General features: G+C 55.3%; 19 protein-coding genes. 7 read left to right on the forward strand and 12 right to left on the reverse strand.

All coding sequences use genetic code 11. The features are described from left to right. Nucleotide 1 precedes the first annotated feature (1 nt). Both WFJ73_RS20655 and ggt read right to left on the reverse strand, forming a co-directional pair. Nucleotides 2–1,189 carry an amidase gene (locus tag WFJ73_RS20655; RefSeq protein WP_336774839.1) on the reverse strand — a complete coding sequence of 396 codons (1,188 nt, stop codon included), beginning with the start codon at nucleotides 1,187–1,189 and terminating at the stop codon, nucleotides 2–4. A gap of 32 nt (nucleotides 1,190–1,221) precedes the next feature. Next, nucleotides 1,222–2,802 carry a gamma-glutamyltransferase gene (gene ggt, locus WFJ73_RS20660; protein WP_336774840.1) on the reverse strand — a complete coding sequence of 527 codons (1,581 nt, stop codon included), beginning with the start codon at nucleotides 2,800–2,802 and terminating at the stop codon, nucleotides 1,222–1,224. Nucleotides 2,803–3,012: 210 nt separating this feature from the next. On the opposite strand from ggt, the gene WFJ73_RS20665 reads away from it, so the two are divergent. From WFJ73_RS20665 to WFJ73_RS20675, 3 genes are all read left to right on the forward strand, one after another. Continuing rightward, nucleotides 3,013–3,495, forward strand: a complete 483-nt coding sequence (locus WFJ73_RS20665; protein ID WP_127496138.1) for an Lrp/AsnC family transcriptional regulator — start codon at nucleotides 3,013–3,015, stop codon at nucleotides 3,493–3,495. A gap of 94 nt (nucleotides 3,496–3,589) precedes the next feature. Continuing rightward, entirely contained in the window at nucleotides 3,590–4,156 is a 567-nt protein-coding gene (locus WFJ73_RS20670) for a chromate transporter (protein WP_336775074.1), read from the forward strand. Beyond that, nucleotides 4,153–4,692: a chromate transporter gene (locus WFJ73_RS20675; protein ID WP_442955978.1), complete on the forward strand. Its 540-nt coding sequence runs from the start codon at nucleotides 4,153–4,155 to the stop codon at nucleotides 4,690–4,692. Before WFJ73_RS20670 ends, WFJ73_RS20675 begins: the two co-directional genes overlap by 4 nt. A gap of 65 nt (nucleotides 4,693–4,757) precedes the next feature. On the opposite strand, the gene WFJ73_RS20680 is transcribed toward WFJ73_RS20675, so the two are convergent. Both WFJ73_RS20680 and WFJ73_RS20685 read right to left on the reverse strand, forming a co-directional pair. After that, on the reverse strand, nucleotides 4,758–7,952 hold the full coding sequence (locus WFJ73_RS20680; RefSeq protein ID WP_336774842.1) for an MMPL family transporter: 3,195 nt from the start codon (nucleotides 7,950–7,952) through the stop codon (nucleotides 4,758–4,760). Next, the gene (locus tag WFJ73_RS20685) at nucleotides 7,949–8,425 is read right to left on the reverse strand and encodes a MarR family winged helix-turn-helix transcriptional regulator (protein ID WP_336774843.1); all 477 of its coding nucleotides are present in this window, start codon (nucleotides 8,423–8,425) and stop codon (nucleotides 7,949–7,951) included. Before WFJ73_RS20685 ends, WFJ73_RS20680 begins: the two co-directional genes overlap by 4 nt. A gap of 204 nt (nucleotides 8,426–8,629) precedes the next feature. Between WFJ73_RS20685 and WFJ73_RS20690 the strand changes: the two genes are divergently transcribed. Further along, nucleotides 8,630–9,193, forward strand: coding sequence for an FAD-dependent oxidoreductase (locus WFJ73_RS20690; RefSeq protein WP_041613704.1), 564 nt, complete (start codon nucleotides 8,630–8,632; stop codon nucleotides 9,191–9,193). A gap of 228 nt (nucleotides 9,194–9,421) precedes the next feature. Here WFJ73_RS20690 and WFJ73_RS20695 read toward each other — a convergent pair whose 3' ends face one another. Further along, complete coding sequence (locus tag WFJ73_RS20695; protein ID WP_336774844.1) at nucleotides 9,422–10,324, reverse strand: hypothetical protein; 903 nt, start codon at nucleotides 10,322–10,324, stop codon at nucleotides 9,422–9,424. A 290-nt stretch (nucleotides 10,325–10,614) separates the two neighbouring features. On the opposite strand from WFJ73_RS20695, the gene WFJ73_RS20700 reads away from it, so the two are divergent. Further along, nucleotides 10,615–12,363 (forward strand): methyl-accepting chemotaxis protein, encoded by a 1,749-nt coding sequence (locus WFJ73_RS20700; RefSeq protein WP_336774845.1) that lies wholly within the window; start codon nucleotides 10,615–10,617, stop codon nucleotides 12,361–12,363. A 105-nt stretch (nucleotides 12,364–12,468) separates the two neighbouring features. Here WFJ73_RS20700 and WFJ73_RS20705 read toward each other — a convergent pair whose 3' ends face one another. The 6 genes from WFJ73_RS20705 to nirB all read right to left on the reverse strand — a co-directional run bounded on the left by WFJ73_RS20705 (nucleotide 12,469) and on the right by nirB (nucleotide 21,141). Then, complete coding sequence (locus WFJ73_RS20705; RefSeq protein WP_336774846.1) at nucleotides 12,469–14,493, reverse strand: ABC transporter ATP-binding protein; 2,025 nt, start codon at nucleotides 14,491–14,493, stop codon at nucleotides 12,469–12,471. A 22-nt stretch (nucleotides 14,494–14,515) separates the two neighbouring features. Next, nucleotides 14,516–16,264 (reverse strand): ABC transporter ATP-binding protein, encoded by a 1,749-nt coding sequence (locus WFJ73_RS20710; protein ID WP_336774847.1) that lies wholly within the window; start codon nucleotides 16,262–16,264, stop codon nucleotides 14,516–14,518. Between the two features lie 392 nt (nucleotides 16,265–16,656). Then, nucleotides 16,657–17,430, reverse strand: a complete 774-nt coding sequence (cobA, locus tag WFJ73_RS20715; protein WP_336774848.1) for a uroporphyrinogen-III C-methyltransferase — start codon at nucleotides 17,428–17,430, stop codon at nucleotides 16,657–16,659. Further along, nucleotides 17,430–18,299 (reverse strand): formate/nitrite transporter family protein, encoded by an 870-nt coding sequence (locus tag WFJ73_RS20720; protein ID WP_336774849.1) that lies wholly within the window; start codon nucleotides 18,297–18,299, stop codon nucleotides 17,430–17,432. The genes cobA and WFJ73_RS20720 overlap by 1 nt, the downstream gene beginning before the upstream one ends. A gap of 72 nt (nucleotides 18,300–18,371) precedes the next feature. After that, complete coding sequence (nirD, locus tag WFJ73_RS20725; RefSeq protein WP_336774850.1) at nucleotides 18,372–18,686, reverse strand: nitrite reductase small subunit NirD; 315 nt, start codon at nucleotides 18,684–18,686, stop codon at nucleotides 18,372–18,374. A 13-nt stretch (nucleotides 18,687–18,699) separates the two neighbouring features. After that, a complete protein-coding gene (nirB, locus tag WFJ73_RS20730) occupies nucleotides 18,700–21,141 on the reverse strand; it encodes a nitrite reductase large subunit NirB (RefSeq protein WP_336774851.1) in 2,442 nt (813 codons plus the stop codon). Between the two features lie 344 nt (nucleotides 21,142–21,485). On the opposite strand from nirB, the gene WFJ73_RS20735 reads away from it, so the two are divergent. Beyond that, nucleotides 21,486–22,067, forward strand: a complete 582-nt coding sequence (locus WFJ73_RS20735) for an ANTAR domain-containing response regulator (RefSeq protein WP_336774852.1) — start codon at nucleotides 21,486–21,488, stop codon at nucleotides 22,065–22,067. Nucleotides 22,068–22,080: 13 nt separating this feature from the next. Next, nucleotides 22,081–23,139 carry an anthranilate phosphoribosyltransferase gene (locus WFJ73_RS20740; RefSeq protein WP_336774853.1) on the forward strand — a complete coding sequence of 353 codons (1,059 nt, stop codon included), beginning with the start codon at nucleotides 22,081–22,083 and terminating at the stop codon, nucleotides 23,137–23,139. A gap of 700 nt (nucleotides 23,140–23,839) precedes the next feature. Here WFJ73_RS20740 and WFJ73_RS20745 read toward each other — a convergent pair. After that, nucleotides 23,840–25,057: a multidrug effflux MFS transporter gene (locus WFJ73_RS20745; RefSeq protein ID WP_336774854.1), complete on the reverse strand. Its 1,218-nt coding sequence runs from the start codon at nucleotides 25,055–25,057 to the stop codon at nucleotides 23,840–23,842. Between the last annotated feature and the right edge of the window lie 31 nt (nucleotides 25,058–25,088).

The following is a 25,088-nucleotide window of genomic DNA, read 5'->3' on the forward strand; positions in this document are numbered from 1 at the left end:
CCTACCGCCCCTTCTCGAATTGTTCCGCCCAGCGCAGCAGCTTAAGGTCCTGTTTCGCGCCTGCTATCACCGACAACGCGATTGGCGCGCCGTCAACCTCGCCCGCCGGAATCGTTACCTGCGGAAGCCCCGACAGCCCTGCTATGCAGGACAGCTGCATCGTGCGGAACCGTCGTTCTTCAACGGCCGGCCCATGAATCGTCCGGCTTGGAGCGGTGCCCGGGATCGTAGGAATGATGAGTAGCCCATCGTCGCCAAGCAGCTCCCCCAACCGTTTCCGGATAATTTCCCGCAACGCTCCGTCCCTCTCGGCTTCCGCGCCCGTTATCGTGCTTGCCGAAGCAAATCTCGCACCAATGCTTTCGCCAAACACCGGCTTCTCCCTAACAATCCATTCGCCATGCGTTTGCCAGATTTCCCGCCCTTGCGTCGTGCGGAACGAATGGCTCCATGCTTCCAGACCTTCCGGCGCGACCGAGCGCCATTCCTGCATCATGCTTTTTGTCTGGACAAGCTGTATGCAGACGCTCTCCAGCGCCTTGCGGCAGGAAGTCTCAGCCTTCTCCCACGCTTCCTCGGCAAAGATCAACCTGCGAAAATCCTGCCCCGGCGTTTCCTCAACGCTACTTCCGGCCAACAAGACTTCGCCCACTTGACGCAGCAGAGAGATGTCCCTTGCCATCCAACCGACGGTATCGTAGCTTGGAGCTAGCGGAATAACCCCGTCAATGGAAACAAAGTTATGCGACGGCCGGAATCCGTAAATCCCGCAATAAGCGGCAGGCACGCGGACCGAGCCGCCCGTATCCGTGCCAAGCGCAAAGTCGACCGCGCCAGCCGCCACCGCAACCGCCGAGCCGCTGGACGAGCCGCCCGGGATCCGGTCCGGGGCCTTCGGATTAACAGGCGTGCCGTAATGTTCGTTTTGACCGTTAATGCTGTACATCAATTCATCGGTATGGGTTGTGCCGGTGAGGCGCGCGCCCGAAGCCAGCAGCTTGCTGATCGAGGAGGCCGTCTTCTCCCAAGGCGAATGCGTACGCAGCCAATCCGGATTGCCGGCCCCGCTCGTGTACCCTTTTATCGCAAATACATCCTTTACCGCAAATGCCAGGCCGCCAAGCGGTCCCTCTCCGACCGGCGGCAGCTCAAGCTCCGGCTGTACAAACGCGTTGTACGTATCGATCATGGAATAATCCCTCCCTCTTTTTTTCGATCCGCCTACCAGCCGATGGCCGATCCGTCACAACGCGGGTCGGCGCCTCCGCTTAACAGTCCGTCTTTATTTATCGCAATAGCATGAGCATGCCCCATTATTCCATCGAAATCAGGCAGCCTGCGGACAAGATGCCCCGCCTTCTCCAGCTTCTCGGCCGTCTCTTCCGAGATCCGACCTTCCAGCTTCAACTCCTGCGTAGGCGCTCCCCAAGTACGTCCCCATACAAAACGCGGCTCGCTGACCGCCTGCAGCGGATTCATGCCGAAGTCGATCATCCGCGTCAGCATCAGCGTCTGTGTCTGCGGTTGTCCTTCCCCACCTTGCGTGCCGTACAAAAAGCCCGGTTTCCCGTTCAGGCAAGCCATTGCCGGCATCAGCGTATGAAAGGTCCGCTTGCGCGGCTCTAGCCGGTTAATATGGTTCGGGTCAAGCGAGAAGAACGAACCGCGGTTCTGCAGCAGCACTCCCGTATTACCCGCGACAACACCGGAACCAAATTCAAAGTATAAGCTTTGGATAAAAGAAACCGCGTTGCCGTCCTCATCCACAACGGCCGCATACGCGGTATCGCTGCCGACCGGCTGGCTGTTGATGTCCATGGCAGCATCCTTTTTAATCGAAGCCGCTAGCTCAACCGCATATTCCTTGCTGAGCAGCCGGTCAAGCGGAACGGCCGAGAAGACGGGATCCGTCAAATACCGGTTGCGGTCGCGGAAGCTCAGCTTCAGCGCCTCCGTCAACACGTGATAATACTCATAAGATCCATGCCCCATGGCCTTAAGATCAAACTGCTCAAGGATTTGCAAAGCCATAATGCCGGTGAAGCCCTGCGAATTCGGCGGCACCTGATAAATATCGTAACCGCGATAGGAACCGCGGACCGGCTCTACCCACTCGCCGCCATGCGCGGCGAAATCCTCTACCGTCAACAGCCCGCCTTCGGCCTGCAGAAACCGGGCAATCTCGGCGGCGACTTCTCCATGGTAGAAAGCGTCCCTTCCTTTTTCCGCAATGATGCCTAACGTTGCCGCAAGCTTTGATTGGACAAACCTTTCTCCAACCGGAATTATGCCCCCGCCCGGCATATAGATCTCAGCCGTAGTCGACTGCTCTCCCAGCATGGCGGCATGCTGCTTGGTATGTTCATATTGATCGGGTGACATCGGGAAGCCCTCCGACGCATACGAAATCGCCGGCTCCAGCACTTCCGCAAACGTTAGACGGCCGTACCGGTTCTGTACCGCATACCAGCCGTCGACCATGCCGGGCACCGTAATGGCGCTGCGGGGTCCTCTTGTCGGAATTGATTCCACATCGGCAAAAGCTTCAATGGCTGCTTCAGCTCCCGACCGGCCGCTTGCGTTATAAGCCCGCACTTCCCCGTTCGATGCATGATAAGAGAGGAAAAAAGCATCTCCCCCAACGCCCGTCATATGCGGATAAACAACCGCCAGACACGCGCTGACCGCAACCGCCGCGTCAAACGCATTGCCTCCCCGCTCCAATACGCGGGCGCCTGCCGCCGTTGCCAAGTGATGCGGACTAACAACCATCGCTTTTGTACCCGTAACCGGCTTCTTCATCCCCATGCCACCTCGTAAGTCAGGTTTATTAACATTATAGATTCAACATAACACGCCCCCATGCCACCGGCAACGAAAAAGAAAGCCCACCCTGCATTTTTTGTTGATGATGAACAAAAAACGCTATATATTTATGCATATGGTAATGAATCTTTCGATTTTACATACCTTTTGCATATACAGGAGCTATAGAGAGGAGATAGACTAAACATGCAGCACCGCACTTCGAGTCCAATCGAGAACGTACAGATCGACGAAATCGATCGCAAAATTATTTCTGCCCTGCATCAGAACGGCAGAATTTCTTACACCGACCTGGCCAAAGACATCGGCTTATCCCGCGTCGCCGTGCAGGCCCGCATCAATACGTTAATGGAAGAGGGCGTCATCGAGCGGTTCACCGCCGTTATTAATCCGGAGAAAATCGGCATTACGGTCAGCGCTTTTTTTAACGTGGAGGTAGAGCCCAAGTATCTTCATGAAGCTGCGGACCGCTTAGCCGACGAACCGGTTGTGACCAGCCTTTATCATATGACGGGCCCTAGCAAGCTGCATATGCACGGACTGTTTACGAGCAATCAGGAAATGGAGACCTTTATGCGGGAGAAGCTGTACCCGCTGCCCGGCATTATGGGCGTCGACTGCCAGGTGCTGATTAACCGATACAAAAGTCGGATGGGAATGAGGCTGTAATATGGAAACAACAACGTCTTTGGAGCCGGGAACCAACCCGCCTCAGACCGGAAGTCCTTCCGGCTTAACCGACTACGGCCATATCGCATGGGCCATGGTCAAAACCGGTGTATTAGGCTATGGCGGCGGACCGTCGGTTATTCCGCTTATCCGTTATGAAGCCGTTACCCGCTATCGTTGGATCGATGATGATGAATTCGCCGAGATTTTGGCGCTGGCTAACGCCCTCCCGGGACCTATCGCCACCAAAATGGCCGCCTACCTCGGCTACCGACGCAAGGGCTGGCTTGGCGCAGTAGTCTCCGTTCTAGCCCATATCCTGCCTTCGGCCATCGCCATGATTGCGCTGCTGTCGGTGGTGCAGTATCTAAGCGATTCGACTGTCATTCAAGGGATGATCTCCGCCGTTATTCCGGTCATTGCCGTAATGCTCGGGGTTATGGCTTACGAATTCGCGAACCGTGCCGTCAAAGGGCTAGGCAAATGGATGGGCTTTGCCATGTTTGGGGTCGCCTTTCTCCTTCTGCAAATTATTAATATTGAGGATGCGATCGTTATCGTCGCCTTTCTTGCGTACGGAGCGGTCCATTTCAAGGCGGCCGGCTGGGTTGCCAAGTGGAAAAACAAACGGCGCGCGCGCTCTGAAGGAGGCGGCGAATAGTGGACTGGCTCGACCTTATTATCGGCTTCTTCGTTGCCAACGTCCTTGGGTATGGCGGCGGTCCTGCTTCCATCCCTCTGATGTACAACCAGATCGTCACGCATTACGGCTGGACGAACGATGCCGAATTCTCGAATATCCTTGCGCTGGGCAACGCCTTGCCTGGACCCATCGCGACCAAGATCGCCGCGTTTATAGGCTATGATGTTGCCGGCTGGCCCGGCCTGGTCCTCGCGCTTGCGGCTACGATAGTACCTTCCGCCGTAGCGCTTATTTTCCTGCTTAAGCTGCTGCAGAAGCACCGCCAATCCCCGATTGTTAAAGGGATGACGCTGCTTGTCCAGCCGGTTGTCGCTATCATGATGGTGCTGCTTACCTGGCAGATGGTCGATACGTCGATTCATTCCACCAACCTGTGGCAGACGCTTGGCATTGCGGCCGTAGCTTACTGGCTGATGGAGCGTAAAAAAGTCCATCCCGCGATCGTCATCTGTATCGCCTTTGTCTACGGCGGGACGGTGCTGGCGCATATCTAATACAACGGAGCAAACCACAAGCAAAAGCGGCTGCGCCAGGGTTATCCCCGGCGCAGCCGCTTTTTTTACATATCATTAGAATGGGTATGAACCTCTTGCCCTCTCAAAGGGACATTCCGCTCTCCATCCTCTTTCATAAACGGCCAGTAATTCGCTTTGCCGAACATCCGCACCATGACCGGAATGAACAGCGGCAGCATCACCAGCGCGTACAGGAACAAGCCGCAGAGCACGATTGTGGCGATCTGCAAGAGCGACATAACCCCCGAAGGAAGCATCGCCGCAAAGGTACCGCCCAGAATCACGGCTGCCGACATAATGACGGTGCCCATGTTTTTCATCGCGGCCAGAATCGCTTCGGTTGGGGACAGCTGATCGCGGTACTCCTTGAAGCGGTCCATCAGGAAGATGCTGTAGTCGATACCCAGCGCAACCAGCATAACAAAACCGAAGAACGGAACCGCCCAGCTGATGCCGGTATGCCCCAGCATCCGTACGAAGATAACTTCGGTGATCGCCATCGACGTGTAGAACGTCACGAGCAGCGAAGCGATCATATACAGCGGCATAATGATGGAACGGAACAAGATAATGAGAATAATCGCGATGCCGATAATCATGAGCATAACCGTGCGGGAATAGTCCGCGTTCGAAATATTGCTCAAATCGTTGTTCATGCTGGAGACGCCGCCAACCGCGTAAGTGACATGGCCGTCATAAGGAGTCCCTTGCACGCCGCGCCCCACTGCCGCTTCCAGATCATCAATCCGCGACATCGTTTCCTCTTCGTACGGGTTGCCGCTGAAGACGACGTCAAACTTCGCCGAGTTGCGGTCTTCGGATAAATAAACGTTCAGCGCTTGCTGGAAGTCGTCGTTCTTAATCGCTTCATCCGGGATAAACCAGCCGGTCATCTGCTTATTCGGCGAGGATGACAGCTCATTCAGATACCCTTTTGCCGAAGACAACCCGTCCGTCACCTGCGTCAAGCCGTCGACGCTTTGATCCAGTCCGACCGTCAGTTGACCAAGCTGCCCGTTCAGCTCCGTAAAACCGGACTGCAGCTCCTTCTGTCCGTTCGACAGCTGATCCAGACCCTGCGTAACGCCAGGCAGCTTCGAGACGATCTGGCCTTGGCCGTTCGCCGCCTGCTCAATGCCTTTTTGCAGATCGGAAATACCGTTTGCCAGCTTGGCGAGTCCCGCCGCAAGCGCCGCTTGCCCGTCAGCGGCTTGCTTGTAGCCGGCATTTGCTTTGTCCAGCCCGCCGCTTACGCCGGTAAGCTGTGCATTAAGCCGGGACATCTGCCCGCTTAGACCGGAAGCTTCCTGCCCAAGCTGCTTCACGGAGCTTAATGCTTGCTGGTAAGCCGCATCCTCCGCGAGCTCCGGATGGGTTGCGCTAAGTCCCGAGATGCCTTGCTCAAGACTCGACAATCCGTCCGCAAGCTTCGCCTGCTCGGATGCAACCGACTGGTAAGCCTGCGTAAGCTGCGTTAATCCCGTGCCCGCCTGCTGGTAGCCCTTCAGCAGATCCTGGCTTGCAGCCGCAAGCTGATCGGCGCTTGCTCTGGCCTGCTTCAGCCCAGCCGTTAATTCTTTGGCCCCAGCGGAACCGTCCTGCAGACCGCGTTCAATCTGCTTCAGCCCGGTACCGAGTTGGTCGATGCCGCTCTTCAGCGCATTGGTGCCATCCACCAGCTTGCCGGCGCCGGCTGCCGCATCGTTCAGCTTTGGCCCGTTTTTGCTCAGCTCGGAGCTGGCATCGGAGAGCCCGGAGCCGATTTTTCCAAGCCCGTCATTGCTTTGCCCAAGTCCGTCTTCCAGCGTTCCAACTTGGCCCGACACGAGAAAATCGTCCATCGCTTCGCCGGTCGGGCGCGTTGCGCTGCGAACGACTTTTACGCCGTCAACCTTGCCCAGCTCGCGGCTAATCTGCTCAAGCGCCGCAAGTCCGTCAGAAGTATCGAGCGGTTTATCGGATTTCATGACAACCGTCGTTGGCAGCGATTCGCCGGGACCAAAGCTGTCCGCAATAATGTTAAACGCCTTGACCGAATCGTATTTGTCGCCAATCTCGTCGAGCGAGTTAAACGACAAGGAACCTTTGTATGCCGTAAGGAAAGGCACAACCAGCACCGCCAAAATAACAAGCGCCCAGATCGGACGTTTCAGCGAGAAGCTGCCAACTGCTCCCCACAAGCCGCTCGGCTTATGCTCCAGCGAGCCTTTCGAAGGCCAGAAGAGCTTTGGTCCAAGCGTCGCCATAAAGAACGGTACGACCGTAAACAAGGCCAGAAGCAGCACGGCGATCCCTACGGCTACCGCCACCGCGGAGCGGTATAGAATAAAGGTCGAGAAGCCAATGGAGGCGAAGCCGACCAGAACAGCCAGGCCGGAGAAGAGTACCGTTCTGCCTGCTGTTTTGTAAGTAGCTACAATCGATTCCGGAATATGGCCGCCGCGGTGCGACAGCTCTTCCTTAAACCGGCTGATCAACAAAATGCAGTAGTCCGTCCCGATCCCGAACAACACGGCAACGAGGAAAATCTGAGTAAAGTTGGAGAGCGGGAAGTCCATGTATTTGACTAGGAAAGCAACGATGGACTGCGTCACCATGTAAGTAAAACCAACCGTTAGAAGCGGCACAATCGGCGCCACTGCCGAACGGAACACCACGAACAGAATGATAAGAATAAAGCCGACGGTAATAAATTCGGTTTTCTTCAGCCCTTCCTGCGAGCTTGTGACAACGTCCTCCGAAATAAGCCAGTTGCCGGTGTAATAATGCTCAATCTTGACGTCTTTAAGCGCGTCGTACAGATGATCGCGGACCTGCGCGAGCTCCGCACCGTCCAGGTTCACGTTGACGAGCGCCAACACGGTGGAACCGTCTTCCGACACCATTTGCTTCGCCAGCTCCGGCGTATCGAAATGCGTTGTCAGCGAAGTGATGCGCAGCTCGTCTTTTTCCTCCTTCAGCTTGGTAATGCCGCCTTGTATGCTGGCCAGATCATCATTCGATAATCCGCCGTCCTTATGAAAGACGAGTACCGTAGAGGCACCGCCTCCCCCGGAATCCTTCGTGCCGATCGCCTTCTCCATATCCGCAGCGATTGTGGAGGAATAGCCGTCCGGCACGTTCACCTGCCCTTTCTCGCGAACGAGGTCCTGCATATTCGGCGCGCTTAGCATAAGCACCGCCATTACAGCAATCCAGACAACAAGCAGAATCCATCTTGCTTTGATAACCGTCTTCATTTTCTCTCTAACTCCTCTCCATCTCCCAGCGGCTGTGACATAACCATGGCCAGCTTTTCATAAGTCTCAATAAACGCAAGTGCTTCCTTCTCGTTGAAATGCTTCAGGTACTTCGCAATGACTTCCTGAATTTTGACTTCAACCGCATCGGCCATCCGCTGGCCTTCTTCCGTCAGCCGAAGCAGCGTAACGCGGCGGTCCTTCTCGTCGGGAATTCTCTCCAGCAGCTGCTTATCGAATAAGCGCGTAATGATGGCGGTAATCGAGCTTTTGCCTACGCAGAAGGCATCAGCAAGCTCGGTAGACGTACACACCCCCATGGTGCGCAAATAACGCAGCGTAGAGGATTGATCAAAAGTCAGATCCTCCGGCATCAGGTCGCGGAACATCGCGGTCAACCGGCGGTGCACCGTAAAATGCGCCCCTTCATAACGCCTAATGATCTGCCCCAGCATATCGTTGTTTATAACCATAGGTGTATCCCTCTCGTTAATTCATTTAGTTTCATAGTAGAACTATTCGACAGTAGAACTATAACAAAAGGATTAGTCGTCAGTCAACTCAGATAAAGCCAACAATTTGATAATTTTATGAAAAATATGGAACGATTGCTTGTCCCGCCGGCCGGATTTATAATATTGGTGAAACTTACTAATGTTACGTAGGAGGCTGGAATGATGTACGATATCATCGTTATTGGCGCCGGTCCTGCCGGTGCAAGCGCAGCAATCTTTACGGCAAAAGCAGGCAAGCAAACCTTATTGCTCGAGAACAACAAAGGCATGACCAAGCGGGCGTGGTTCGAGAACTATTACGGCATTACCGAGATTGGCGGCCCCGATCTTGTGGATACAGGCAAGAAGCAAGCCGTTCGGCTTGGCGCAGAGCTAAAAGAAGAGACCGTTACGGGCGTATCGCCAATCGAAGGCGGCTTGTCCGTCGTAACGGACCAAGGCACGTACGAGGCGAAGCATGTGCTGCTGGCAACCGGCGCTTTGGTGGATCTGGCGGAGCACATTGGCGTAGCGACCAAACCGGGCACGGAGCCGCGCATCAAAACCGTGGCGGATGTAGACCCGGCTGGCCGCACCAACATCCCTGGCGTTTGGGCAGCGGGTACGGTTGCAGGCGTTAGCGTGCATGCGGTTATCACCGCAGGCGACGGCGCCAAAGTGGCAATCAACATCATCAGCGAGCTGAACGGCGAGCGTTACGTTGACCACGACGTTCTGAAAGCCTAACTAAGCGAAAAAAGGACGGAGCAGCTTCTGCCCCGTCCTTTTTTTTGTGCGCTTTGCACGTGGTGGTTGGCGCGCGCCACTGATGTGCGACTGGTGCTGTAACACCATGCTAACCCCACTGTAACAAGGTTTTTTCCTGCTATATCCACCCTCCACCCTCACCAGCCACAAGCAAGACAAAAAATGCGGTACGCGCAATTCCTGCGCGTACCGCATTCCATATTTCTATTATGCCGTGGTTGAGCTCGAAGCCGCCGGCGCTGCCTCTTGGCCAGCTTCGCCTTGCCGCTTGCCTTCGTGGCCGCCGCCGAAGTGGGCGCCGCCCTCAAAGGCGCCGCGTCCGCCCTTAGGCGCTTCCCACTCGCCGTTTACTTGCTTCGTTACCCTATCCGTGACCGCTTTCAGCTTCGCATCGTACTCCTCCTGCGTAAGCTTGCCGCTTGCGAGTGCCTCGTCAAGCTTGGCTTTTACCGCGTTTGCTTCAAGGTCAATCACGCTTTGCAAGCTTACGCCTTGCTTGTCCGCAATAGCCGCGAGTGTCTGACCATCCTTCAGTGCCGTCTCAAGCTCCGCCGACGTTATTCCGAGCAGCTTGGCGAGTGCTTCTTTATTGCCAAATGCGAAAGCACCGCCATGCCCTTGCCTTTTGCCCGCAAAGCCTTTCCCGGCTGCCCCAAAACCTTTCGAATCAAGCACCTTTTCGGCAATAGCCGAACTATCCGGCTTCTTAACCGAATCTCCCTCTGCCGCCGATCCCTCTTTCTTCGGCATAGCCGCTGCTGCTGCGTCAATCCATTCCACCAGCTTCGTTTTCAAGTCCTCCCGGCTGATGCCTTGCGCTGCCCCAATCTCCGCCAAGGTAGACGTCTCGAGCTTGGTCTTCAGCTCTTCCGCAGACAGCTTCAAATAGTCCGCCAGCTTGCTCTCCAATCCGGCCAGCTGGGCAAAGCTGCCGTGCTTGCCGGCAAACTTCCCGTGCTTATCCTGCTGCCCTCCGGACGGCGATGCCTGGTCCGATGCTGCCGACGAAGCCGATGCAGACGAGTCAGTGCCGGCCGCGTAAGCCAATCCCCCTCCAAGCGCAAGGGTAAGGGCCATCAGGCTTGCCGCGATTGCTTTGCTTCTACGCATAATATTCCGCCTTTCCATCCAGGATTTTCAATTGCGCTTCCATTGTATCCCTCTTCTATGAACAGATTTTGAACATCGCTAGTTTTTGGCGCTTTGCCAAAGATTAGAATTGTCTCAGAACTAAACTCCGGGTGCCCATACGCCGAAAAAAGGAGTAAGTACCGATGCCAAATACTTTTCTAACATGGCCCCGCGAACTTATTTAATATTTGGCTGTTACAGTTGGTCAAAGACCAATACAACTTTGCTCCCGCAGCCGATCAACTACATAAAGAACGAGGGATTAAGAAATGTTCACGAAGAGAAAAACCAGTTTAGCGCTCGTCAGCTCCATTGTGCTTGCCCTTCTATTTCTAGCTACGATCGGAGCAATGGTATCCATTACGAGCAGCAACCAGAAGGACGCCTACTTCGAAGAAATGTCCCGCACGGTCAAGACTCTTGGCAATATTACGAGCGCCAAAATCGACCTTATCACCTCCGCGCAGGAGCAGCTAAAAAACGGAAAAACGCAGGGCTCCACGGACTTTTACAACTTATCTTTATTTCTGGAGGCCATGAACTCCAATGACCAAGTATCCAACGTCTATGTTCTGCAACCGGACAAGCATGAAAAAGACGGCAAAACTTATCTCACCACGCTGCAAGGCACCGGTGCGTTAACGCAAGCCGGCATTACGCCGGGCACCCCGTACGCTCTCTCCCCGGCATTCGCAAAGGGCTACGATAAAGCCATGAAAGACGGCTTCGCCAGAGTAGCTACCTACGAGGATGAGATGGGGAAATGGGTCTCTTACCTCATGGCGATTAAAGACAACTCCAATAAAACCGTCGCGGTATTTGGCGTCGACTTCGATTACGACAACGTGCAAGCCGAGCTCGACCGCCGGATGTGGCAGGTTATCAACATCGGGATTATCTGTGATGTAATAGCCATTATCCTCATTGTAGTGATCGTGCGATATGCGATTAGGCCTCTGAAGCGTCTCAGCCAAGTAGCCGCCCTTGCCGCAAAAGGCGACCTGACCGTCACGGTACCGGTCACTACGGGCAACGAGATCGGACAGGCTTCCCATGCCTTTAACGAAATGATCGCCAGCCTCCGTCAGCTGGCCAGCCATATTCGGTCTACCGCCGGTGAAGTAGCAGGTTCCTCCTCCATCATGCAGGAAAGCGCCGAGCAGACTTCGCGTGCTACCGAGGAAGTCGCTCACGCCATCCAAGAGGTTGCCGCCGGAGCGGATACGCAGCTGCAGAGCTTCCAGGAATGCCAGCGCGCAATGAACGAGATGACCGTCGGCATCCAGCGGATTGCGGAGTCCTCCTCTTCCGTATCCGAATTGGCTGCCGACGCTTCCGAGCTTGCCAATGCCGGCGATACGGTTATTAACCGGACAATCAACCAAATGCAGGTTATTGAGCAAAATGTCAGCGAAACGGTAACCGTCATGCAGGAGCTGCAGCAAATGAACAATCAGATCGGCTCCATTCTCGAGATGATTGGCGAAGTATCCAAGCAGACGAACCTGCTCGCTCTTAATGCATCTATTGAAGCAGCCCGTGCAGGTGAGCATGGCAAAGGCTTTGCCGTTGTTGCCCAGGAGATCCGCAAGCTGGCCGAACGCTCGAAGGAGTCCTCGGATCAGATCAGCGAAATCCTGAGCGGCATCAGCAGCCGGACAAGCGAAGCCGTTGTCTCGATGGAAAAAGCAGCCGAAGGCGCCCGCGAAGGCAGTTCCGTCTCCCATCAGGCAGGCGAATCGTTCCGTTCCATCCACGAGGCTATCCGCCAGGTATCCGCGCAAATTCAGGAAGTGTCCGCGGCATCCGAGCAAATGTCGGCAGGCAGCGAGGAGATCGCGGCTTCGCTTGATCAGCTGGAGCATATCGCCGAAGCATCCTCCATCCAGTCCCAGCGCGTAGCCGCCGCTTCCGAAGAGCAGCTCGCTTCCATGCAGGAGGTTGCCAGCTCCTCCGCTCAGCTGCGTAACCTGGCAGGCGAACTGAACAAAGCGATCGATACCTTCAAGACGGAATAAAAAAAAGCAAGCAAAAAAAGCACCTCCATCGAGCCAACCGGCTGCATGGAGGTGCTTTTTGCATGACCGGAATCGGGGAGAACCCTTCCCCTATCCGGCCTTCGATTAGGATGCGGTAACAGCCGAGCCTTGCTGCAGCTGATACATTGCGAAATATTTGCCGCGGTGATCCATCAGTTCGTCGTGATTGCCCCGTTCGACGATGCGGCCGCGGTCCAGCACCAGAATCTGATTAGCCTGGCGGATTGTCGATAAACGGTGGGCAATAACAAACGTCGTACGGCCCTTCTTCAGCACATCCAGCGCTTCTTGAATAATGGCCTCTGTCTCTGTATCGATGCTTGCCGTTGCTTCGTCAAGAATCAGGATTGCTGGATCGTAAGCGAGTGCCCTGGCGAACGAGATCAGCTGGCGTTGGCCGGCGGACAGCGTACTGCCCTTCTCGATCACTTCCGCATCGATGCCGCCAGGAAGCTGCGCGAACATGTCGTAGGCGCCAACGTCGCGGAGCGCCTGCTCCACCCGCTCCCGGCTGATCGCCGGATTGTTGAGGCTGATGTTCGAAGCAATGGTACCGGTGAACAGGAACGGATCCTGCAGAACGATGCCCATATGCTGGCGCAGATGCTGCTTCGGAATATCCAGCACATCTTTGCCGTCGATAATGATGCTGCCTTCATTGGAATCATAGAACCGGAACAGCAGGTTCATAATCGAGCTTTTGCCGGAGCCCGTATGGCCAACGAGCGCCACCGTATCGCCTTGGCGAGCGGTGAAGGAGATATTTTTCAATACATACTCATCCTTCTTGTAGGCGAACGAAACGTTATCGAATTTCACTTCGCCCTTGTAACGCTCCATCTTGCCCGGTTCAACCTCAACGCCCGGCTGATCCATCAGGGTAAACACCCGCTCCGCGGATACCCTTGCCGTCTCCAGATTGGACAGCTGGTTCACGACGCCAACGATCGGCTGGAACATCCGGTTCATCAGATCGACGAACGCATACAGCACGCCAACCCCGATGGCAGCGCCGAACCAGTCGCCCCAGAAGAACCAGATCACGATAAGGAAGATGATGTTACGAACGACGTTGACCAGGTTATGCGACGTAATCGAGTTCAAGCTCAGCAGCTTGTTCTGATACGTAAAATAATGCTCGTTCAGCTCGTCGAATTCTTTAAAGGTCTCTTTCTGACGGCGGAACGCCTGGATAATCGCCATCCCTTGGATGGATTCGTTGATCATCGCGTTAATCTCGCTCAGCTTCGTCCGGATAATCCGGTTGTAACGGGCCGCAAAGCGTCGGTACAGATTAATCCAGACGAGCAGGATCGGCACCAGCGGCAGCGCGAACAGCGCAAGCCTTGGATCCAGCAGGAACAATGCTCCGTAGATCGCCGTCATGTATACGATCGCGGAGAAGAAGTTCGCCAGTACCGCGACATACAGCTCGCGGATCGCCTCCGTATCATTCGTAATCCGGGAGACGACCTGCCCGGCGGCCAGCGTATCGAAGTAGTTTACCGGTAGCCGCTGCGTATGGGCGAATACGTCATTGCGCATGCGCCGGACAATCCGGTTCGCGGATGTTTGCAGCAGGAGCCGCTGTCCGTAAGTGAATACCGCGCCAAGCACAAGCAGTCCGACATAGAGGCCGGCAAGCTTCATCAGGCTTGGAATTTCCGGCTTGTAGAACTGATACAGCTCCTTAGCCGAAATCAGAGCAACCGGGAATGCGGCATTCTCTCCAGTTGTTTTGTCGGTGACGGTCATCTGGCCGTCCGTCACCTTGCGCACGCCTTCCACTGCGGGGAGGGTACCTTCATACCAGTAAAATTTTCTGCCGGCCTGAAGCAGGTGCACCTCGGCGCCTTTAGCCTCGCCGGCTGCGAAGTGGTCTTCGCGTTTATACCATTTATCTTTATAAGAGACCGCGTACGGCTCATCCGCCGCAACCTCGTACCAGCTCTTCTCGATGCCGAGAATATTCTGATCGATCATCCGCTTTGCGATAAACGGCCCCGCCAGCTCCGCGCATACGGCCAGCAGGAGCAGAACTAACGCTCCGATGATCGGTTTTTTATAAAGCATGGCGTATTGAAACAATCGTTTACCTGTTTGACCCATTGTTCGTAAACGCCTCTCTTTCCTATGATTCAATCAGCGACTCCAGCTGCTGCCGCTCATACTGCTCTCTGTACCAGCCATCCTGCTTCACAAGATGATCATGGGTACCCTGCTGAACAATACGTCCTTCGTCCAACACGATGATGTGGTCAGCATGCTGCACCGCGGATAACCGGTGTGTCGTGATCAGTGTCGTTTTGCCGGCGCGTTCCGTCCGGATGCCTTCGATAATCTCGGCTTCCGTCCGTCCGTCTACCGCGGACAACGCGTCGTCCAGCATCAATATTTCCGGATCGGCGATAAGCGCACGGGCGATGCTGACCCGCTGCTTCTGACCGCCGGAGAGCGCAACGCCCTTCTCGCCGACCATCGTTTCCAGCCCGCCCGGCAGGAATTGAATATCCTTGGCGAAGGATGCCCTTGCAAGGGCACGCTGCATATCCTCTTCCGTCGTTTCGCCTTTCTTGCCGAACATAATATTCTCGCGAATCGTCTTCGAGAACAGAATCGGCTGCTGCGGCACGTAGCCGATCCAGCCAAGGAGCCGTTCCATCGGCAGCTTCTCAAGCGGCTGGCCGGTAATCTTGATCTCGCCGGCGCCAACCGGATATTCGCGCAGCAGCTGCTTGAGCAGCGTTGTTTTGCCGCTGCCCGTGCGGCCGACGATACCCAGCGTCTGGCCTTGGCGCAGACTGATGTTCACGTCGCTCAAGTTGTCTACCACCGACGACGGATAACGGAACGTCACATCGCCAAAAGCAATCGTTGCCGGCGAGGTCACGTCAATCGTATTCTCCGCATCCTGCACATCCGGCTTGTAACCAAGCGTTTCTTCTACCCGGTCAAGCGAAGCGTTGCCCCGCTGCATAATGTTGATCAGCTCGCCGATCGCGAACATCGGCCAGATCAGCATCCCGAGGTAGACGTTGAAGGAGACCAGCTCGCCGAGCGTAATCTCGCTGTGGAATACGAGATAGCCGCCATAGCATAAGCCGATCAGATAACTGAGGCCGACCAGTATTTTGATCGTTGGCTCGAAGAGCGCATCGATCTTGGCCACCTCGATATTTTTCTGAAAGACCTCATCGGTTTTCTTGCGGAATTGATCCTGGTTTGCTTCTTCCTGCACGAAAGCGCGGATAACCCGTACCCCCGATACCGATTCCAGCACCTGGTCGTTCAATTCGCCAAAAGCGTCCTGCGACTGCATAAAGCGCTCATGGATTTTACCTCCGAAATGCTTCATCGCAAGCGCGATGAACGGCAGCGGCAGAAGCGCTGCCAGCGTCAGCTTAACGCTGATTAGCGCCGCCATAATGCCAAGAATCGTCAGCATGAAGAAAGTGGAGTCAATCAGCGTCAGAATGCCGAATCCGGCTGTTGTAGCAACCGCATTCAAGTCATTCGTGGAACGGGCCATCAGGTCGCCCGTCCGGTTCCGTTCATAGAAGGTTGGCGACATCTTGAGGAAGTGACGCATCAGCCTTGATCGGAGCAGCCGCTCCAGAACGAAGGCACCTCCGAACAGCTTATAATGCCACACGTAAGTGATGGCATAGCCGACCACCGTTACGGCGATCCAGCCCGCCACGACCTGCATAAAGCCCGTAGCGTCCAGCCTGCCCTGATGAATTCCGTCAATCGTATGGCCGATCAGCCAAGGCGGAATGACGTCGAGAAAGCCCGTGATGATCAGCAGCACGCAGGCTAGCGTATATCTTTTCCAATTCATTGCGAAAAACCATCGAAGCTTCTTAAGTACGATAAACATAGTTTCTGTTAGACACCTCCCGTTTCCATCCAAGCATCTTCCCCCACAAAACCATAAAAAAAGAAGCGCACCGTAATGACGATACGCTTCTTCCAAGGCAGCAATCGGGCACAAGTTGGCCCGCTGCATCAAAAAAGGCGCACGGTTACGGTTACGTAACCATGCGCCTTTGATTCTAATGGGATACCCCTAAAGATCAAAGAGATTCGACGCGCGGATGGATTACGCTCATAAATTTAGTATGCATTTGGTTAAATTGTTGATGAACGCCTACAATTGGATTCATGCCGTAATCCTCCTTTCGATTTGTTTAAGATATTTGTCACTTTACCATCCGAAGAAATAACTGTCAATCCGTTTTTTTGTAAAACCTCGCCTATTTTGGTGAATGATCACATAACCCAGGCTTCCGCCTGCTGCTCCGCCAGCAGAAGCTGCTCGCGGACCCTGACCACTTCTCCCACAATGATCAGCGCCGGGTTGACCACTTTAAAAGACACCGCCAGCTTATGAATGTCAGCAAGCGTTCCCGTAATTACCCGCTGCTTGCTTGTCGTGCCGCGCTCAATAATCGCAACCGGCGTAGCTGCTGCCTTGCCGTGCTTCAGCAGCTCCTCGCGGATGACGGCGAGCTGGCTGACGCCCATATAGATCGCCAGCGTATCCACGCTATGCGCAAGCAAATCCCAGCGTACCGGCTCCTGGTCGCCGTGGCAGCGATTGCCGGTCACGCAGGCGAAGGACGCCGCCTTTCCGCGATGCGTCAGCGGAATCGCCGCGGAGGCCGCCGCTCCTATGGCCGACGTAACACCCGGCACGATCTCCCATTCGATGCCGTGCATCGCCAGCTCCAGCGCTTCCTCGCCGCCCCGCCCGAAGACAAAGGGGTCGCCCCCTTTCAGGCGGACGACCGTCTTCCCTTGCTTGGCGTAAGCGACAAGCGCTGCATTAATCTGCTCCTGTGGCATCGCATGCGCATTAGGCGCTTTGCCGCAGTATACCCGCTCCGCATCCGGGCGGGCGTAAGCGAGCAGCTCTTCGTTTACGAGCCGGTCGTACAGGATCACGTCCGCCAGCCCGATTCGCCGCATCGCCTTCACCGTGATCAGCTCCGGATCGCCGGGGCCCGCTCCAACAATGTATACCTTGCCTGCCGCCGCCCGCATTACAGGCCGCTTTTCTCGGCAGCAAGCGCCGGCTTGGCAGGAAGACCCGACTTTGCGGAAGAGGAAGTGCTTTCGTAGTCTTTCGCCTTCTTGTTATGCGACCAATAGAACATAAAGCCGGTAAACAATGCACCGCCAACAAAGTTGCCAAGCAGCACCGGAATTTGGTTCCACAGCCACCAGTCCGCTACCGATACGTCCGCGCCAAGCATCATGCCGGCAGGGATGACGAACATATTAACGACCGCATGCTCGAAACCTTGCTCGAAGAACATCAGAATCGGCAGCCACATCGCAACGATTTTGCCTAAAGTCGATTTAGAGGTCATGGCCATGACAACGCCAAGCGTTACCATCCAGTTGCACAGGATCGCCTTGATGAACACGAGAATGATGCCGTCGAAGCCCATTTTTTGATAACCCAATGTCTTGGTCTCGCTGACTTGAATCAGCATTTGGGCTAGCGGATTGGACATATCCGTTCCCATCTTCGTAACCGCCATGCCGTATAAAGCCGCATATACCGCGCAGCCGATCAGGTGGCCGATAATGACAAGCCCATAGTTGGCCAGCATGCGGGATACGGAGGTTTTCCGTTTAAAAACCGATAGAGGAATAAGCGCAAAGCTGCCGGTCACCAGTTCAAGCCCCAAAAGGACGATGATTACAAAGCCAATCGGGAAGATAATAGCCCCCGTTAATGGGAGTGAAGTTTGCGTTGTTGCCGTATAGGCGAGCGTTGTCGCAAAGGCCAGGATGCCGCCGCCCAAAAACCCCCTCATCAGCATTTGCGGGGCGCTCATTTCCGCCTTTGCCGTGCCTGCTTCCACCATCGATTCCAGTACTTCAGCCGGTTTCACGTAGTCCATATTCCATTCCTCCTATAATAGCCCGTGTACGGGCTATCGTGATGATTCATACTTCGAAAGCATCCACCTGCTCTACAAGGTGATAAAGATCTCGCCGCTGCCCGGGTCAATCTCTGTCTCAAACGTCTTGATGCAGCCGTCATCCGGCTCATGCACGCGTCCGCTCTTAAGGTCAATCTTCCAGTCATGCAGCGGGCAGTGTACGGCCGTGCCGCACACCATCCCTTCCGATAACCTGCCGCCCTTATGCGGGCATTTGTTCTCGACTGCCTTCACGCTGCCGTCTGCCAGGCGGAAAATCGCAACGTCCGTGTTGTCGATCTTCACCGTACGAGAGCCCAATACGTCGATATCCGTCAATTTCGCTACAAGCACCTTTGTCACCATATAGTAGCTCCCCCTATCCTTGCACCGGCTGCGGAGTGGATAATTGCTCGAAGTTTTTGCGCAGCTCTTTGTTCTCTACGATTTCTTTCCATGGGTCCGATGTGTAGCTAAGCGTCTTCTCCAGACGCTCCACCAAGGCCAGACGGTCTTCCCGCTTCTCGAGCGCTTTCTTGACATGGTCCAGGCCAACGCGTTCAATCCATTGAGCGGTACGTTCGTTCCATGTCGCATTCTCGCGGTAATATTGCAGGTAAGCCGAGGACCATTCCATCACTTCATCCTCCGTCTTCACCGTACAGAGCAGCTCGGTCGCACGGACATGGATACCGCCGTTACCGCCTACGTGAAGCTCCCAAGCACCGTCGATCGCGACAATGCCAAGATCCTTAATCGTTGCTTCCGCGCAGTTACGCGGACAGCCGGATACGGCTAGCTTTACTTTCGCCGGAGCCGTCATTCGCTCGTAGGTTTTCTCCATCCGGATCCCCATTGCGATCGAGTCCTGCGTACCGAAACGGCAGAAAGTGTTGCCGACGCAGGTTTTTACCGTGCGCAGCGTTTTGCCGTAAGCATGGCCGGAAGGCATATCAAGCTCTTCCCAAATCTTCGGCAGATCCTCTTTCTTCACGCCCAGCAGGTCAAGCCGTTGCCCGCCGGTGAACTTCACCATCGGAACGTCGTACTTCTCTGCGACGGTAGCGATTTTGATCAAGTCGGCCGGCGTGGTTACGCCGCCGTAAACGCGAGGCACAACCGAATAGGTGCCGTCCTTCTGAATATTCGCGTGGTAGCGCTCGTTCGTGAAGCGCGATTCCTTCTGATCCTCGTATTCCCCTGGCCACAGCATGCCGAGGTAGTAGTTCAACGACGGACGGCATTTGGTGCAGCCTCCTTCGTTCTTCCATCCCAACACGTTCATGACTTCCTTGACCGTCATGAGGCGCATTTCTTTAATTGCAGCAACGATCTCGTCACGGGAATGCTCCGTGCAGCCGCAAATACCTTCCTTCACCAGAACGCCCGCCGCATCGCCGGCGTACAGCTTCAGCAAGCCTTCCACTTGAGGCTTGCAGCCTCCGCAGGAAGCGGAAGCTTTCGTGCAGCCTTTGAGACTGGCCATCGTATTGCAGCCTTTATTCTGAACGGTATCGGCAATGGCGCCCTTCGATACGCCGTTGCAGCCGCAGACGATTTCATCATCCGGCATCGCAGCCAGCCGGTCCGCCGCGGAGGAGGCACCTCCGCCTGCCGCAGGCGAGAAGCCAAGCAGCAGCTCCTTCTCCTTGCCTTCAATCGATTCGCCCTTCTTCATAATCGAGAACAGCTCGGCACCGTCCGATGTATCGCCAAACAGTACGGCTCCTACAAGCTTGCCGTTCTTGATCACGATCTTTTTGTACGTGCCCGCTACATCATCCTGAATACGAAGAGCCCTAGTGCCCGGCCCTTCGTTAAATTGGCCAGCCGAGAATACGTCAACGCCGGATACCTTAAGCTTCGTTGAAGTAACGGAGCCTTGGTAGCCTTCCGTTTCTACGCCGGCCAGCAGCTTCGCCAGGACGGCGCCTTGCTCATACAGAGGAGCAACAAGGCCATATGCGATCCCCCGGTGCTCGGCGCATTCGCCTACCGCGTACACATCCGGAATATTCGTCCGCATGAAGTCGTCAACGATAATCCCGCGGCCGACTTCAATGCCGGATGCCTTCGCTAACTCAATGCTCGGGCGGATCCCCACCGCCATCACGATAAGATCCGCTTCAACCTCGCTGCCGTCCGCGAATTGCAAAGCCTTCACGCGGCGTCTGCCCGTAATGGATGCCGATTGCTTGCTGAGCAGGAATTTCATCCCTTGCGCTTCGAGCTCGCGCTGCAGCATCCGTGCCGCCGGCTCATCCAGCTCGCGGTTCATCAGAATGCCGTTGATATGAACAACGTGCACGTCCATTCCCAGATTCAGCAGCCCGCGCGCCGCCTCTAGTCCAAGCAGGCCGCCGCCGATGACGGCTGCTTTTTTATATTTTTGGGAAGTCTCCTGCATAATCTCGGTATCGCGGATATCCCGGAAGCCGATTACGCCCTCCTTGTTCGCGCCCGGCAGAGGCAGCATAAACGGATTCGAGCCCGTTGCCATAATAAGCACGTCATAGTCCGCTTCTATCCCCTGCTGGGAGAACACTTTTTTCCGCTTCGTATCAATCTTCGTGACCGTATGCCCGGCATGCAGCTGAATATGATTGTCCGCGTACCAGTCCCAGTCGTTAATGATGATATCCTTCATGTCCGTCCCGCCCGCAAGTACCGAGGATAACATAATCCGGTTGTAGTTCGGGTACGGCTCCGCGCCAAAAATCGTAATGCTATATGCATCCGGAGCGAGCTTGATCAAATGCTCGATTGCCCGTACCCCCGCCATTCCGTTGCCAACCAGCACCAATTTCTTCCGATCCGCCATTGTCATTCTCCTCTCCACTCTCTCTAGCTCTTAATCTGTATGGAAAAATAAAAAAAGCCTGGCTTCGGATTCCGCGAGGACGCACTAGTGCATTCCCGCAAAAGACGAAGACAGGCTTCATTGCCGCTTCAAATGAATACGCCATTGTATTCATGAAAGTTTGGATTGTAGTACCGCAAAGCCTGAAGCCTTGTCGGTGTGTTACCGCTACTATACAATGGCACGACAATCATGTCAACATACTTGACATAAATAATGAACATTTGTGCGTATCGACAGTTTCATACCCTTCATGTTATATATAATAACAAATGATTTCGTTCGTAGGGGAAGAGGAGGATGACATGCGTTCTCTGTTAGTGATCGATAATCCCGGAGGAAAAGCTGAAGCGCTGCCGCTGGAGCAATTGCTGGAGAGATACGGTTATTCCGTATTGTATGCAAGCTCGGATGAGACGGCCAAAAACCATCTGCCAAAAGCCGATGCGGTCATTTTTCATCTGCCGTTAGGCGAAGTGAAGGCATGGGGCAACCGGCTTCTGCAGCGGAAGAGGCTTCCTATGCTCTGGTGGTGCAGCGCGGATACGGCAACGATGTCCGCCGCCTTTTGCGAGGATGATCTGCCGATCGACGGTATTCTCACGCCTTCAATGAGCGAGCAGGAGCTCCACTGGGCGCTTCACTTCGGCTCGAAGGCGAGCTTCGAGCGGCAGCAATGGCTGAACGAGCGAAAGCAACTAGAGGCGCGGCTGGAAGAACGGAAGTGGATTGACATGGCGAAGGGTATCCTATGTAAAATAAAGCAGGTATCCGAGGCGGAAGCTTACGACCTGCTGCGCAAGCAGGCGATGAATGAGCGGAAGCGGATCGTGGATGTGGCGACATCCATCGTGAAAGTCTATCAGCTGCTGCAAGAGCAGAAATAAAGGGGTGCTGACGATGTTTACTACACTATTAAAAGAAGTCGGCCGCGGAAAAAGAGGCGCCAGGGACTTAACCTATGAAGAGGCGCTGGAAGCGGCCGACTGGATCATGAGCCGGAAAGCGACCCCTGCCCAGATGGGCGCCTTTTTTATTGCCGAACGGATTAAGATGGAAAGCGTCGAGGAGCTGGAAGCGTTCGTGAACGTATGCCGGAACAGCGCCTACCGTGCTCCCATTCAAGAAGGACTGGACTGCGCGGGGCCTTACGACGGACGGGTAAAAACCTTCTTCGCTTCCTTCGCTACGGCCTTCCTGCTTGCTTCGGCCGGTCTTCCCGTTACGCTGCACGGCGCGAAGTCGCTGCCGCCGAAATGGGGCGTAACGTTGCTGGATATGCTCGCCGAGCTAGGCATCGGCAAAGCTCAGCTTATGCGGGACCGCGTCGTGCAGGCGGCTAAAGCAACCGGCGTGTTGTTCGTCGACACCGAGGAATGGTGCCCGCCGCTGGGTGAGCTTCGGGGCATCCGCGAAGAGCTTGGCATGCGTACAGTGCTGAACACCGCGGAGAAGCTGATCGATTTCTCCCACTCGCCGTACCTTGTCTTTGGCGTTTTCCATAATACCGTCTTTGATCGGATGAGCAAGCTGCTCACCGACTTGAAATACCGCCGGGCCCTTATCGTGCAAGGGACGGAAGGCTCGGAAGATCTGTTTATCGAGCGCCCTACCCGCACCTATATCGTAGAGAACGGCGAAGCACGGCTGCATGTCATTGATCCGGAGGAATTCGGCTTGGAGGCAACGCTGCCGGAGAAGACCGAATGGAGCGCTGCCGAGCAGATCGAGACCGCCCAGGCCGTCCTGCAAGGCAAAGCCCATATCGGCTACGTGAACCAGGTTTTGCTGAATGCAGCGGTTCGGCTCCGTCTGGCTGATCGTGCCGACTCCGTCGAAGAAGCGTTATACCAATGCAAAGCGCTGCTCGACAGCGGGGCTGCATGGGAGCGTTACGCAGCTTGGCGCAGCAGCCTGCTCAGCGAAGGAACACCCTCCCCAATCGGCAGCGTGAAGTAATGTAACATACGCGCTGGCGCTGCAGTTGGCAGCCTCCCCTCCTCTTTACCTAAGATGACATAATCAAGAGCTTCTGAAGGTCCGAACGGCCTGTCGGAAGCTCTTTTTCTATATCCTTAGCTACGTCCAACGCAGCCTGAAGCTAACGCTAATGGTAGGTTAAGGTCCCTAAGGACTTTAACCTACTAGAAAAGTCGCAAGAGGCGGCGGATTGCTGCAGTTAGAGACGGCTTAAGGTCTCTAAGGGACCTTAACGACCAGGAGAGGCAGCTAGTTTTCATGGTTAAGACCCCTAAAGGGCCTTAACCTGCCAGTAATGTCCAGTCAGAGACGGCTTAAGGTCCCTAAGGGACCTTAAAGGCCAGGAGAAGTAGCAAGTTTTAATGATTAAGGTCCCTAAAAGGCCTTAACCTACCAGAAAAGTCGCAAGAGGCGGCGGATTGCTGCAGTCAGAGACGGCATAAGGTCCCTAAGGGACCTTAAAGGCCAGGAGAGGCAGCTAGTTTTCATGGTTAAGACCCCTAAAGGGCCTTAACGCAACTTAGCACCCCCCGAAGCGGCATAAACCAAACCGCCACAGGCGAGATGATAAGGCCCTGCGAGGGCGTTAAACGCCCGCACCAGGGCAAAAAAGGGCCGATAAGACCCCAACAGGGGTCTTATCGGCCCTACAACTGCAGCTATGCCTTAACCGGCCGCCCTAGCGCGAGCGCGCCCGGCGAACGAGCAGCACATAGCTAAGCACAGCCGCGGTCTCCGCCGCGGCGATAACTATCCCCATCGGCAGCGCAGCTTTGCTGCCGCCAAGCCCAACAAGCGGCGCCATGCAGGCGCCAAAAACAAAGGACAGCAAGCCAAGCAGCGCCGATGCGCTGCCTGCTGCCTGCTGCTGGTTTTGCATGGCAAGCGAGAAGCTTGCCGTCTGCACAATCCCAACGCTGGCGACCACAAAGAATAAAGGCACTAACACGGCGAACAGCCCCCAGCCAGCTATAATCGAAACGAGCAGCGCCAACCCACCCGCAAATGCGAAGCTAAGTCCGGCAACAAGCAGCTTCGGCGCGCTCACCTTGCCGGCAAGACGCCCGGCGATTTGGCTGGCCGCGATAATGCCAAGCCCGTTAACGGCGAAGCACAAGCTGTAGCCTTGCGGCGAGACGCCAAACAGGTTCTGGATCACAAACGGCGAGCCCGAGATGTAGGCGAACATCGCCGCTACCACAAAGCCCTGCGTAAGCGCGTAGCCCATAAATACGCGGTCCGTCAGCAATCCGCGGAATTTCGTCAGCATATTGCGAGCCCCGCCTTGCGAACGGTTCTTTTCCTGAAGAGATTCCTTCATCCCGAACCATACCGCCGCAAGCATAACCGCGCCAATCACGGTCAGAACCATAAATACGCCGCGCCATTCCGTCCATTTCAGAATTTGTCCCCCGGCAATCGGAGCCGCGATTGGGGCTACCCCGTTCACCAGCATCAGCATCGAGAAAAACCTTGTCATTCCCGCTCCCTCGAACAAATCCCGGACAACCGCGCGCGAAATAACGATTCCCGCCGCGCCGCCAAAGCCCTGCACGAAGCGCAGCAGGACAAAGGTCTCGATGGAAGGCGCCGCCACGCATAGAATCGAAGCCGCAATATAAACGATAAGTCCAATTAACAAGGGCCTCCGCCGGCCCCTGACATCGCTGATCGGCCCAATAAACAGCTGACCCAGCGAAATGCCCAGCAGGCAGGCCGTTAAGCTAAGCTGGGACATCGACGTCCCCGCGCCGAAATCATTCGCAAGCTCCGGCAAAGCCGGTAAATACATATCGATGGACAGAGGAGCAAACGCAGACAATGAGCCAAGCAGCAAAGCCATCCACAAGACTGCTTTTGGTGCCTGTGTCTGCGCGGATTCCTTATCTTTTCCCATTAGACAACCACTCCAGCACCGTTTTATCGGA

Origin of the sequence: Paenibacillus sp. MMO-58 (genome assembly GCF_037146255.1) — a bacterium.
In the GTDB taxonomy this organism is placed as follows: Bacteria; Bacillota; Bacilli; order Paenibacillales; family Paenibacillaceae; genus Pristimantibacillus.